16 protein-coding genes are annotated in these 12,979 nt (G+C 43.6%); 6 read left to right on the forward strand and 10 right to left on the reverse strand.

Going from position 1 to position 12,979, the window contains the following annotated elements; all coding sequences use genetic code 11:
* The 4 genes from ACJ751_RS21500 to ACJ751_RS21515 form a co-directional block, all read right to left on the reverse strand.
* A partial coding sequence (locus ACJ751_RS21500; protein WP_407747579.1) for a bestrophin family protein occupies positions 1–686 on the reverse strand: 686 nt, incomplete at its 3' end.
* 37 nt (positions 687–723) lie between these two features.
* A complete protein-coding gene (locus tag ACJ751_RS21505) occupies positions 724–1,233 on the reverse strand; it encodes a universal stress protein (RefSeq protein ID WP_407747580.1) in 510 nt (169 codons plus the stop codon).
* Positions 1,234–1,352: 119 nt separating this feature from the next.
* Positions 1,353–2,726, reverse strand: coding sequence for an ATP-binding protein (locus ACJ751_RS21510; protein WP_407747581.1), 1,374 nt, complete (start codon positions 2,724–2,726; stop codon positions 1,353–1,355).
* A gap of 5 nt (positions 2,727–2,731) precedes the next feature.
* Positions 2,732–3,421, reverse strand: a complete 690-nt coding sequence (locus tag ACJ751_RS21515; protein WP_407747583.1) for a response regulator transcription factor — start codon at positions 3,419–3,421, stop codon at positions 2,732–2,734.
* Positions 3,422–3,667: 246 nt separating this feature from the next.
* Here ACJ751_RS21515 and ACJ751_RS21520 point away from each other — a divergent pair, with 246 nt between their 5' ends.
* Positions 3,668–4,174, forward strand: a complete 507-nt coding sequence (locus ACJ751_RS21520; RefSeq protein ID WP_407747585.1) for an asparaginase domain-containing protein — start codon at positions 3,668–3,670, stop codon at positions 4,172–4,174.
* Positions 4,175–4,194: 20 nt separating this feature from the next.
* Here ACJ751_RS21520 and ACJ751_RS21525 read toward each other — a convergent pair whose 3' ends face one another.
* Both ACJ751_RS21525 and ACJ751_RS21530 read right to left on the reverse strand, forming a co-directional pair.
* The gene (locus ACJ751_RS21525) at positions 4,195–4,419 is read right to left on the reverse strand and encodes a CDGSH iron-sulfur domain-containing protein (protein ID WP_209137837.1); all 225 of its coding nucleotides are present in this window, start codon (positions 4,417–4,419) and stop codon (positions 4,195–4,197) included.
* A 67-nt stretch (positions 4,420–4,486) separates the two neighbouring features.
* A complete protein-coding gene (locus ACJ751_RS21530; RefSeq protein ID WP_407747586.1) occupies positions 4,487–4,954 on the reverse strand; it encodes a hypothetical protein in 468 nt (155 codons plus the stop codon).
* A gap of 56 nt (positions 4,955–5,010) precedes the next feature.
* Between ACJ751_RS21530 and ACJ751_RS21535 the strand changes: the two genes are divergently transcribed.
* Entirely contained in the window at positions 5,011–5,409 is a 399-nt protein-coding gene (locus ACJ751_RS21535; protein ID WP_407747587.1) for an Hsp20/alpha crystallin family protein, read from the forward strand.
* 149 nt (positions 5,410–5,558) lie between these two features.
* On the forward strand, positions 5,559–6,719 hold the full coding sequence (locus ACJ751_RS21540) for a hypothetical protein (protein ID WP_407747588.1): 1,161 nt from the start codon (positions 5,559–5,561) through the stop codon (positions 6,717–6,719).
* 77 nt (positions 6,720–6,796) lie between these two features.
* On the opposite strand, the gene ACJ751_RS21545 is transcribed toward ACJ751_RS21540, so the two are convergent.
* The 4 genes from ACJ751_RS21545 to ACJ751_RS21560 form a co-directional block, all read right to left on the reverse strand.
* The gene (locus tag ACJ751_RS21545) at positions 6,797–7,165 is read right to left on the reverse strand and encodes a DUF3127 domain-containing protein (protein WP_407747589.1); all 369 of its coding nucleotides are present in this window, start codon (positions 7,163–7,165) and stop codon (positions 6,797–6,799) included.
* An 84-nt stretch (positions 7,166–7,249) separates the two neighbouring features.
* A complete protein-coding gene (locus tag ACJ751_RS21550) occupies positions 7,250–7,759 on the reverse strand; it encodes a hypothetical protein (protein ID WP_407747590.1) in 510 nt (169 codons plus the stop codon).
* Positions 7,760–7,999: 240 nt separating this feature from the next.
* On the reverse strand, positions 8,000–8,275 hold the full coding sequence (locus tag ACJ751_RS21555) for a hypothetical protein (RefSeq protein WP_407747591.1): 276 nt from the start codon (positions 8,273–8,275) through the stop codon (positions 8,000–8,002).
* Between the two features lie 189 nt (positions 8,276–8,464).
* The gene (locus ACJ751_RS21560) at positions 8,465–8,617 is read right to left on the reverse strand and encodes a hypothetical protein (protein ID WP_407747592.1); all 153 of its coding nucleotides are present in this window, start codon (positions 8,615–8,617) and stop codon (positions 8,465–8,467) included.
* A 416-nt stretch (positions 8,618–9,033) separates the two neighbouring features.
* Here ACJ751_RS21560 and ACJ751_RS21565 point away from each other — a divergent pair, with 416 nt between their 5' ends.
* From ACJ751_RS21565 to ACJ751_RS21575, 3 genes are all read left to right on the forward strand, one after another.
* A complete protein-coding gene (locus ACJ751_RS21565; RefSeq protein ID WP_407747593.1) occupies positions 9,034–9,504 on the forward strand; it encodes an Lrp/AsnC family transcriptional regulator in 471 nt (156 codons plus the stop codon).
* A gap of 4 nt (positions 9,505–9,508) precedes the next feature.
* The gene (locus ACJ751_RS21570; RefSeq protein ID WP_407747594.1) at positions 9,509–10,513 is read left to right on the forward strand and encodes an EamA family transporter; all 1,005 of its coding nucleotides are present in this window, start codon (positions 9,509–9,511) and stop codon (positions 10,511–10,513) included.
* 315 nt (positions 10,514–10,828) lie between these two features.
* On the forward strand, positions 10,829–12,979 hold a 2,151-nt coding region (locus ACJ751_RS21575), incomplete at its 3' end, for a penicillin-binding protein 1A (protein WP_407747595.1).

Below are 12,979 nucleotides of genomic sequence, written 5' to 3' on the forward strand. Positions count from 1 at the left end.
ATCACGCCAAACGGCAGCAGGCATATAAACAACATCAGGGAAAAATGAATATATAAACTATATGTGCTGGGGAACACTGTGTTCTTTATGCGTTCACATTTACCCATGGCATCGCATAAACGGGTAAGCGTACGGTCCAGTTCCATTTGCTGATACCTGTTTATATATCCCTCTTCCAATGCACGTTTTAAATCACGCCCATGCTGGTCGAGCATTGCCATGGGTACATTGTTAAAGCGGCCTAGGTTTTCCAGTTCCCGGCGACTGATAAATTTTTCAAGACCACTGACGGGATTCATCCGGCGTAAACTTTGCCCCAATGCATAACACCAGCCCATCTGCCTGCGAATCATTCGCTGCCGCAACTGCATTACTTCATCTTCTTCATACTGGCTCTCGGTGAAATTGATCACCTGTCGGGCCAGGGTACGCGAGTCGTTCACAATGGCGCCCCATACCTGCCGCGCTTCCCACCAGCGATCATAGGCCTGGTTACTTCTGAAACCCAGCAGCAACGAGATCACGGTTCCCAAAATAGCAGGGATCGACAATGGGATACTGAACGGCACTTTCAGAAAAAACTGATGGATCACTGCGATAATTAAACTATATATTAGTATTACCAGCAGTTCATATTTTACTTTCCCAAACACATAGCCAATGGGGATATTCTTTTTTAGTAGCATCGAGGTATTGTTTTGCTTTCTGAAATAATCATGTCACTCAATTTTGCGCATTCAACAGCTTCAGCAGCGCTACTGCTTCTTCTTCTACCGCTCTTATTTCAGGTATGGTTACAACCCGGCGTTTTGTTTTGAACTGGCGTAATAAAGGGACATTGCTTTTTTTGAACATCCTGTCGGGGTTTACACTATCGGGATGCACGGGAATAAACTCATATTGTTCGGGGTATACGATCAGATCAATATCGTTTGCATCTACAAAATGGCGAAACACCACAGGGGTATTTCCATATAAATGACGGAAAACAATACTGTTCACCTGTTTGGGAAACTGTTGTTTTATTTGTTTGCAGTTGTTTCTAAACGAATCTGTCAACAAATCATGGTAAGGTTGACGCTGATTCCTGATGAGGTCACTTACAAAAAATGGGATTTGAAAAGCGTGGAACAGGATAATATTCACAACCTGCTCACCCATGGTTTGAATGGCTTTTTCAACCAGGTCGAAAGAAGCAGAAGAAAAATCGGTCGGTACCAAAATATTGCGCATACTGTAATTATTAAATTAACAATGAAGTTTACAGTAGCAAAGCTGGCACAATGGTATTAGAGCCGCTTAAGAGGCATTTAAGAATGTATTAAAAAAGAAATAAGAATGGGATTAGAAAATTAATGTTGGCTGTTTAAGATGATCTCCACTGCAGTGCCCTTCCCTTCTTCCGATCTTATCATCAACTCGCCATCATGCAAACGGATAATATTCCGTGCCAGGGGAAGCCCCACCCCATGCCCTTCGAACCGGTCGGTATTGGAAGCGCGGTAAAATGGTTCAAACACATATTTCAGCTCTGTTGAAGGGATACCAATGCCCTCGTCAATAATGCCGATCCTGATCTTGCCTTTTTCTACCTGAAGCGACAGTTGCACGGGCCGGTCGTTGCTGTACTTGCAGGCGTTCATTACAATATTGGTCAGGGCCAGCTTTAATAAATGATAATTTCCTTCTACAGATAATTGTTGTTCATTCGGCGGTAATTCGCCAAAATGCAACTGCACTTTATTATCGGGATGTAGTTGGTCTACCGCGTGTTTTACCTCCACTAACAATTCATCCATTCTAACCACCGTGCGGCGTTGCTTTTTACCATCGAAGCCGCTTTGGGCCAGGGCCAGCAGGCTGCTGGTCAAGTGGTCCAGTTTCATGGCTTCGTTTAAAATTACCTGCAGGCTTTGGCGGTATTCTTCATTGGTGCGGGCTTTTTTCAGGGCAATGTCAGCTTCGCCCATAATGGTGGTTAGCGGCGTACGCAATTCATGGGAGGCATTGCTTACAAAGTTGTTCTGGGTTTCAAAAGCCGTTTGCAGGCGGTCGAGCATGGTATTGAAGGTGTGCGCCAATTCCGTCATTTCGTCTTTTCCTTTCTTGGGCTCCAGACGTAGGTGCAGGTTATGTGCACTGATGTCCTGAACCTTGCTGATGAGCTGGCGCAAGGGTTGAAAGGTTTTGCGGCTAAAGAAAATGCCGGCAGTGAACACCAATAATACACCCACTATAAATATGAGGACCTTTATGCGAAACAGCGTACTTAACAGGTTGTTCCCAAATTCATTCACGGCTGATTTTATAACCAGGTAATTTTTTCCCTCATCCCGGTACAGAATACCAGCATAGTGTACTTTGTTCTTTTCAATAAACACCGTTTTGCCTTCTGCCGCTATTATTTGCCTGTAAAACGATTGTGGTAGATTTGATTTTACCTGGGGATGAAAGATGTTGGCAACAGAATCCCAGGTCAGCAGGTATTCCTGCTCCCTGGGGAGCACTTCCAGGTACTGCCGTCTCAATTCCTGGTAAGTAACGGTAGATACTTTGTTCTGTTCAAAACGTAGTTTGGCAGCTACCCGTACGCGTAATTCCAGGCGCTTCAAAAAATCGTTCGACGCATACCGGGTCACCAGGTAATAGGTCGTAAAGCTGATGAGCAGGATCAGCAATGCCGTTAGCACCGTGAACAACAAGGCGGTTTGTGTCTGGATCTTCAATGGTATTAGCTTTTTTTATCTTCCTTGAGAATATAGCCCATCCCGATCATGGTATGAATGAGTTTCTGTGCCGGATTGGTATCTATTTTTTTGCGCAGGTAATTCACATATACATCCACCACGTTGGTGCTCATGTTAAAATCTATTCCCCACACATTCTCCAGCAGTTCCATGCGGCTTAACACCCGGCCGCGGTTGTGCATCATAAATTCAAGCAGGCGATATTCTGTTGCGGTAAGGGTAACAGGTTCGCCATTCAAACTGGCCGAGCGGGTATTGATATTAAGGGTAAGGTTCCCTAGTTGCAATACATCGGGTTGATTGTTATTCCCCGGCGATTTGCGGCGTACCAGCGTTCGCAGGCGGGCTTCCAGTTCAGCAAAATGAAAAGGTTTAACCAGGTAATCATCAGCGCCACTGTCGAGCCCGGCTACAATATTTTCTGTAGTGCCCAGTGCCGTCAGCATCAGGATAGGTGTATCAATTTGTTGGCGGCGTAACTGTTTGCATAATTGAATCCCATTCAGGCCTGGCAGCATGATGTCCAGGATCATTACATCAAATTGGTTTTTTATGGCCATCTCATGCCCAATAAGGCCATCAGGCGCTACCGTTACTTCATAACCGGCCTCCTTCAGTCCCTTGTTCAGCATACTGGCCAACGCTGCCTCATCTTCCACTAAAAGGATCTTCATTGCTGAATGTGTTTAAACAAAAATAACCACTAAAAAACAAATCCCTTCCAAAACAGGAAAGGACGTGTTCTTTCAACATCAAATTGGGGATATCGTTAAATAATATCCACCGCTTTTACTGGTACGGTGAATGATTTTTAATGAATCTTCCGCGATCATTCACATATTCCATTTTTACCTGATTGCCTGTTAAAGAAGGGACTATACCTGCATTAACCAATATCTTTGTAGTAACAAACATTGCATATGGCTATTAAAATTTTTATTACCGGCGGCACTTTTGATAAGGAATATAATGAGCTGAACGGTGAATTGTATTTTAAAGATACCCATATGGATGAACTGCTGTCAAAAGGCAGAAGCAGATTGGAAGTGAATATTAAAACACTCATGATGATCGATAGCCTTGAAATGACGCCCGATCATCGTAACCTGATAGCAGAAGAATGCCAGCAATGTGAGGAAGAAAGAATAGTTATTACACACGGTACTGATACCATGGCCGAAACAGCCCGCGTGCTGGCAAAAAAAGTTACCGGTAAAACCATTGTATTAACCGGCGCCATGATCCCCATAAAATTTGGTAGCTCTGATGGATTGTTCAACCTGGGCAGCGCACTGGCTTTTGTTCAATCACTTCCCGCAGGCGTTTATGTGGCTATGAATGGCCGTTATTTTAACTGGGACAATGTGCGGAAGAACAGACAGACGGGTATTTTTGAAGAATTACCAATACCCACTGCTGCAAAATAAAAAAAGCTGATTACTCAGCTTTATGGTTTCTTGGGAGGAAGGCTAAATGCTACGGCTTCATGTTCAAAGTGGCCTTTATGCGAACCGTCACAAAAGGGTTTGTTGTTCGACATTCCACAACGGCAAATTGATATCACTTCACGACCACCCAGATCGTACACATTGCCATTTTTATCCACAATTTCAAAATCACCTTCTACACGTAATGAACCATTGCTGTTAACTGTAATCTTTGTTGTTGCCATTGTAATTATAATGAATTAGGGCGCAAGATACAGGAAAAGCGTTCAGAAATAATAACGCAACACTCTCTTAATAAACTCTTTCAATCACAGTGTCTTTTCCGTTAAAAACAAATGATTCGCCCGCTTTTTTATTCTGTAACAATTTTGCCAGGGGCGCTTGTGGCGAAAGGAATATGATCAATTTACCATCGATGGTTTGTTTACCTAAACCGGCCGCAATGAAAAAGGTAAGGTCTCCACATTCAATACAGGCCCCCATGGTGGCTATAGCGTAAATTACTTCGGTCTTTACCTCGTGCAATAAGGCCAGTTCCTTTATTTGCTGCGCCAGCTGTTTCGAATACATCTCCGTTTCCAGCTGGCCCATGGCACGCGCCGTTTCATATTTATCGCCTACAGAACTCTTTTCTTCGCTGTTCGCCGCTTCCCGGGCATTATCTATCAACTTTTTGGCAGCGGCGATCCGTTGCTCAATAAGCTGCTGCGCTGCCAGCTTCAGCCGGTTTTTGAATGCTATTTTTTCTGAATCCGTCACAACTGCTAAAATACAATATCCGGCCTGCTCAGCCGTCATTCATAAAAATAAACAACATGCACTACAACAAGTCATGCGCCGCAAAAGGCGAATCGTACGGAGGCAGTCACCGGCACCTGCCTTACCGGAGTATGCAACGAGCAGCCGTTAATGTATACAAAACAGCAACCAGCTATGAAATGCTGGTGTTTGCGCCGGGTCGTATTAAAGAACATTTTTCTATCGACGTCAGGGGTAAAGAGCTTACCATTTCCTACACGCCGCCTACGGATTTTCCCCGTTTTGAATGGTTACAGCGGGAATACAGCCGGGGTGGTTTTGTAAGAAGCTTTTTACTGAATGAGAATATGGACACCACCCGTATTAGCGCCAAATATACCGATGGCGTGCTGCAGGTCAGTTTGCCCATGGTTGAAGGAGAAAGCATTCAAAAACAGGAAATTCCCATTAGCTGAGTTTATGTAAACAGGTGAATAAAAGGTGGCGGTTCATACCGTCACCTTTTTTATTTCCTCAATTGTTAAAATAATCTAAAAGGTCTTCTTATTATTTATATCCTTTATGTAATCAAAAACAGGCGTGCATCCAATTCAAAACAAATTGTATGAACACCCTGTATAAACTCTGTGCAAGCTGTCTGCTTATCATGGTCGCCACCACCCTGATCTATTCAAAGAAACCACCCGTTACGCAAAATACGCCTGGTCCCAGCCGCCAAAAGAAAGTACAGATTGCTGTGCTGCTCGATGTAAGCAATAGTATGGATGGCCTTATAGGGCAGGCCAAAGCCCAGCTATGGAACATGGTAAGCGTATTGGGCAAAGCCACCTGTAACGATGTGGCGCCTACGGTTGAAATTGCGCTGTATGAATATGGCCGACCCACCAACGACGCAAACGCCGGTTATGTAAAACAGATCAATTATTTTACCCGCGACCTCGATGAAGTGTCCCGCAATCTTTTCCGGCTTACAACCAATGGCGGCGATGAATATTGCGGCCACGTGATGTACACTTCTTTAACCAGCCTGGAATGGGACGCTAATCCCGATAACTATAAAGTAATTTTTATAGCCGGTAATGAAGATTTTTTACAGGGCGACATCTCTTATACCCAGGCCTGTTCAGAGGCTAAGAAAAAAGGGGTAATTATCAACACCATTTATTGCGGCGACAGGGCCCAGGGCATTCGCGAACACTGGAATTTAGGTAGTGAATGCGGCACCGGAAGTTTTACTAACATCAATCAAAATGCACAGGTGATCGATATCCCCACCCCTTACGACACCATCCTGTTTCAATTGAACATTAAATTAAATGGCACCTATATCAGCTATGGAAGAGCCGGCCAGGCGGCCATGTCGAAACAGGCTGAGGTAGATAAAATGAATTATGGCCTGAATAAATCGGCCGCTGCACAACGCGTGGCTGTTAAAAGCAAAAAACAGTTGTACAACAATTCAACCTGGGACCTTGTAGACGCCAGCCAGGACGATGCTGAAATGCCTGCGAAAGTAGAAATGAATACCCTGCCGGATAGTTTAAAAAACAAAACCCGCACCGAGTTAAAACAAATAGTAACTACTAAAAGCAACGAACGCGCGGCCATACAAAAAGAGATCTCTGCCGTGTCGGTAAAAAGAGAAGCCTATATCAATGCTGAAAAAGCGCGTCGCGCTAATGGAGGCAATGAGCAAACCCTGGAAACGGAAATTGAAAAAATAATCAGGCAGCAGGCGAAGCAATACAAACTGGTTATACACTAAAAGCCTAAGACGGTTCAATATAAAAAGCGGCGATAGTTTAGGTAACTATCGCCGCTAATCTTTTTAAGACAACTTATTTAGAATGGCAGATCATCATCGCCGGCAGACGATGCTTCAAAAGTGCCAGGCATAGTGTTGAAGTTGCCATTATTGCCGGGCACAGGCGCGCTACCGCCACCACCAGTTTTGGGAACCATTTTCCAGGCTTTTACATCGGTGTACCAACGACCGTTGTATTCCCTGCTTTCAACATCAAAAGAAACATCCACCAGATCGCCGGTTTTAAAGCTGCCCATATCAATTTTATCGCCCCAAACAGCGATGCATACTTTTTTAGGATAGTTGTCGCCTGTTTCAAGAATAAACTCCTGTTTTTTCCAGGTGCCATTTTTTCCCTGGCCAGACTGAACTTGTAAGAACTGAATAATTTTTCCGCTGATATCCATAATTAGTAATTTCTTTTATACCTCATCAAAGGTATGTTTACCATTCACATTTCGGGAAATTTGATCTCACAATTTTTTAACAGCCTAAAAAGGAATGCTGTCGGGGTCAACATCTTCCTGGTCATCATCATATTGATCTTTAAGGCCCAATTCTTTACAGGTACACCATTCATCGAACGGACAGGATGGCGGGTCATAGCTGCAGAACTCAACGGTTTCAAAACCATTTTCCACAATGGCCACTTTTTTTTCAAGCACACTCACCAGCAGGGTATATTTTCTTGAAACGGGTAATTTCTCCGGCATTTCCACCCCAATGTTCCAGGTAAATAACAATTTTTCAAAGGCAAGGCTTACGGCTTCCATCTGTTCGTTTGTCAATTGTTCCACTGGTGGAAACTGTTCTATTTGTAATCCGCAGTAATAACTGAAATCATGCTCCGGTTCATGCTCCAACCAGCGCTCCACTTCTTCAAAATATCGTTCTATGGATTCCAGATCATTTTCACCGGCAGCACCTGAATAGGCTTCAGGTTGTTGTTCCCGGCAGGCTTCGGTAATATCCGCAAGTAGGTGGTTAATATAGGACTGCATACAATAAACTTCAATTATGCAAGCATAATCGTATTTTATTATTATGAAATAACTACCGTTTTAGGGCGAAGGGTTTTATTTTCGAATGTGGGTTTGACAGGGTGCAGGGCATTGTACTTTACCCCATACCGTTATACCCGGGTTTTATATATTACATGGAAAGTTAATTAATTATTACAATAAAAAAAGCACCGATCTGAGATCGGTGCTTCAATTAGAAGTTTTCAAAAAAATGTATTCTTAGGCTGCCATTCGGTGATGTAACTGATCCCCGATTGCTTCAACAACCCTGGGTGGTATATTACTCACGGCAGAACCTCTGTCGATGGCGGTTATTCGCTTTAATGCCGGGTGCCATCCAAAAATATAAACAGGACTTCCATTCACACTTACCCGGTATTGCGTTTCCATAGTATAGGTTTGAAATGCGGTGGCTTTTACAAAAAGCGGAGTATCATCAACCACCAATTCAAACTCCTCTGTTCTTGTTCTCGTTGCATTCTTTCTGGCATTCATAAGAATCCTCCCTTTTTAAGTTATATGAATACAGTAGTTTTTCAACAACCATGCCTGAAAAGCCCTACTGTGCCAGTTTCCTGACAGGTAATTCTTCACATTTTTGAGAGGAGGATCTACGATAGCCATTATACGTATAAACGCACAACGAGTGGGTAATTTAAACACCAATTTGTGGAAACAATTACATTATGATCCACGTTGCGCACGGCCCGCTACACGCGTTGATTTGGCAGCGCCCTTTGTATTGCTTTTTCCTTTGGCTGGAATAGGGGCTTTACTACCTGTTGCAGCGTTGCCTTTCTTTTTGTCTTTATTCTTATTAGTATTAAACAGTGACATATATTAAAATTTAAATGGGTAAAGTTACAAAAGTCAGTCAATAGAATAAGGCCTTAGAAGTGTTCAATATAACGAATTACTCATTATAAACGTATGCCTCATTGCTTTACAGGCTGAATTTGGGAATCTTTTATAAAATTAAAAGTCACCCTGCAACAGATGACTTTTAATTTTTCATGGCTAAACCCGTTACTGACACTTAAAACTTGAAAACCGAATCTTCAGCGGGTTAACTTTTGCCGGTTCTGTACTTACTAATACTTGTTTTGCTATAATCATTTGTAATTCAAACAATAACACCCCAATGCCGATTAATATTCGGTAACACACTACAAATTTACAATAAATTTCTTAAAACATTCTTGACAACAGAATATTATTCAGAAATACCCTAATTTTACAGAAAATTCATCGGAATGGATGTTGTTTTAGATAATACCGATCTGCAAATCCTGGAGCGCATGCAGGCCAATGCCCGCATTTCAAATGCCGACCTGGCCCGCGAATTAAACATGGCGCCTTCGGCTGTGCTGGAACGGGTTAAAAAGCTGGAGCAGAAAAAGGTGATCCAGGGTTATTCTACCCAGATCAATCCGGCCTCCATACAGCAGAAATTACTGGCCTTTATTTTTATCCGCTCATCTGAAGGTTTTACCTGCAGCAGTAATACCGCCCAGGCGTTAGCGGCTATCCCTGAGGTACAGGAAGTGCATCATATTGCCGGTGAAGATTGTTATCTTATTAAGGTGCGCACAACCGACTCATCAACATTGATGCAGTTGATGCGTAACCAGCTGCAAAAGATCCCTAACATCGCAAGCACGAAAACAACCATCGTTCTGGAAACCGTGAAGGAGCAACAACAATTGGTGATTCCTAAAATTTAAATGTATGAGTGACGTAAAAAGAAACGCTTCTCCATTATTAGTTGTAATTGCTTTTGCAACTGTTTACCTGGTTTGGGGCTCAACGTATTTTTTTATCCAACGCGCTATTGCGCATATCCCGCCTTTTATCTTAGGCGCCATTCGCTTTTTAATTGCGGGTGGGTTATTACTTGGCTGGTGTGCAATTAAAGGCGAAAAATTATTTAACTGGGCCGATATAAAACCGGCGCTGATTAGTGGTTTGCTGATGTTGTTTGTTGGTAACGGCGCTGTTATCTGGGCCGAACAATCTCTTGCCAGTTCGCTGGTAGCGGTGCTGGTTTCGTCGGCGCCCATCTGGTTTGTGGTGTTGGATAAACCAAAGTGGAAGGAAAACCTTACCAGCAGCTCCACTATTTTAGGGCTGATCGTTGGTTTTATTGGTGTGATCCTGTTATTCAGCGAACAGGCATCAAAAGCTTTGGGCACAGGCAATGGCATCCAGGTTATAGGTTTGATCGTATTGATTATTGGCGCCATGGCCTGGGCCGGCGGTTCCCTATATTCCAAATACAATTCAAAATCTACTTCGGCAATGGTGAATACAGCCTGGCAAATGTTGGCGGCTGGTGTTGTTTTTGTGCCAAGTAGCTTTATAAACAATGAATGGAGCACTTTTCATTTCGCCTCAGTAACTACAGGTTCGTGGTTGTCGGTCCTCTACCTCATTACCATGGGTTCGCTGGCAGGTTTTAGTGCCTATGTATGGCTGTTACAGGTACGCCCGGCCACACAGGTAAGCACCTATGCCTATGTAAATCCCGTTGTAGCGGTTTTATTAGGGTTACTTTTTGCAGGAGAGCACATCACTTTTCTGCAAATTACCGGCTTGGCCGTGATCCTGCTGAGCGTACTGTTGATAAACCTCGCAAAATATCGAAGCGGAAAAAAGTCATTAGCGAATGATTCGTCTTCCTCTTCTATAAAAGATAATAAGGTAATTACACCCCGGCAAAAGGCAGTGATTTAACAGCCTTAAAAGTAATTGGGTTTTTAGGTTATAAATAAACCGGTCAGGGATGGCCGGTTTTATTTTTTGTACCGCCCGATCTAAAGATTTGTGTTAATTCCGGGTAGTAACTTCCTGTTGCTAATGGTTTATTGTACCTTGCCTTCACAAGGCACAAGGCACAAGCGAATACGAACCTGTAGCTTAAAACAAAAAACTAAGAACTTTTCCCCTCTACCGTTGAAAATAACAGGGCTTTATTATTACTTTTATTGCTGCACAAAATATTAGTTTTTTTAACATTTATTCCAGTATTGTACCTATAATCTCTGATCTATGAAAAAGGGAGTAAAAATCTTCTGGTGGGTCTTTTTTTGCGGATTGATCTGTGGCGTTTTGGTTATTGTTTCTGCCAGCGTTGGTTTATTAGGCAAAATGCCTTCCATTACAGAATTATCGAACCCAACGGCGCTCATCGCCAGCCAGGTGTATGCCGAAGATGGCAGCCTCATGGGTAAATACCTCATTGAAGACCGCATCGATGTAGAGTTTAAAGACATCAGCCCCCAGGTAATAAATGCGTTGGTGGCTACTGAAGACGAGCGTTTTTATTCCCACAACGGCATCGATGGCCGTTCACTCATGCGCTCCCTTTCCTCTTTTGGTACCAGAGGCGGCGCCAGTACCATTACCATGCAAACAGCGAAAAACCTGTTTACCGACGACTGGATTACCAGTAGTTTACCGGCTCGTCTTATTCAGAAAGTAAAAGAAGGCATTATTGCGGTAAGGCTGGAACGTAATTTTTCAAAAGAAGAAATTATTACGCTTTATTTAAATACAGTTGCGTTTAGCGACAACGTATACGGTATCAGAAATGCCTCCAGCACCTTTTTTCAGAAAGAGCCGTCAGAGCTGAGCACTTCAGAGGCAGCTGTACTGGTGGGCATGTTAAACGGACCCCAGTTGTATAACCCACGCAGGTTTCCCGAAAGAGCAAAAACCAGAAGAAATTGGGTGCTGCACCAAATGGTTAGAAGTGGTTTTATTACCGAACCACAGGCCAGTGCCCTGGGCAAGGAACCCATAAAACTGAATTACAGAAAACTGAATGAAAACACCGGCCTCGCGCCTTACTTCCGCGCGGTATTGGGTGAGGAATTAAAAAGGTGGTGTAAAGACCATGAAAACCCAGCTACCGGTAAGCCTTATAATATTTATAAAGATGGCTTGAAAATTTATACAACCATCAATCCGGTATTGCAGCAGTATGCGGAGCAAGCGGTTGCCCGTCACATTCCTTACATGCAAAAAATACTGAACGCCCAAAAGAACATCAAGAATGGTTCAGTATGGAAAGAACATGAGAATATACTGGAAGCATCCATGAAACAAAGCGATCGTTGGAAGAACATGAAAAAGGAAGGCAAGAGCGATGATGAGATCCGCCAAAGTTTCAAGGAACCAACCAAAATGACAGTCTTTGCGTGGAACGATAAACATGAACTGGATACCCTGATGACGCCGTACGACAGTATTAAATACTGCCGTCAAATGTTACAGGCCGGTTTCCTGGCCATGGACCCGCAAACAGGCGCCATCAAAGCCTGGGTGGGTGGTGTTGATTTTAAAACTTTCAAATTCGATCATGCGAATATTGGCACCAAACGCCAGGTAGGTAGTACTATTAAACCTTTGTTGTATGGACTGGCCATCAATGACGGTGGTTTTAACCCCTCCACACCGGTGGAAGACGTACAGCAAAACTTTGAAGGTTTTGGTCCGGTACCAGCTACCAATGCATCGTGCTCAAACCAAACCATGCCCATGGCCGAAGCGCTGGCCCAGTCACGTAACTGTGCTACTGCCTATATCATGAAAAACATGGGTAATAAGGGCAATGACGCCGCCGTGCGGTTTGTCAATTTCCTGAAAACCTGTGGCGTTACCACCGAAATAGAACCGGTGCCCGCTATTTGTTTGGGTAGCGGTGAAATTTCGCTGTACGAAATGGTGCAGGCATACAGCATGTTCCCTGCTGGGGGATTTTCTGTGAAACCCATGTACATAACCCGTATTGAAGATAAAAACGGTAATCCCTTACAGACATATACTTCAGAACGCAAAGAAGTGATCAGCGCCTCCACTGCATACAATGTAATTACTATGATGCAGGGCGTAATTAATCACGGTACCGGTAAACGCACAGCCAGCTATGGCATCAATATCGCCAACGTGGCCGGTAAAACCGGTACCACCAACGATAACAGTGATGCCTGGTTTATGGGTTACACGCCGCAATTATTGTGTGGGGTATGGACGGGTTGTGATGATCGTTTTATCCGTTTCAGCAGCACGGCTGTTGGTCAGGGTTCTTCAGTGGCATTGCCGGTTTGGGCATACTTTTATTCAAACTGTTTAAAAGACAAGAGCACCGGGCTGGATGCCAAACATCTTTTTGCAAAACCGCAGGGAATGGTTATGGAC

It is taken from the genome of Niastella sp., assembly GCF_045805085.1.
GTDB lineage: Bacteria > Bacteroidota > Bacteroidia > Chitinophagales > Chitinophagaceae > Niastella.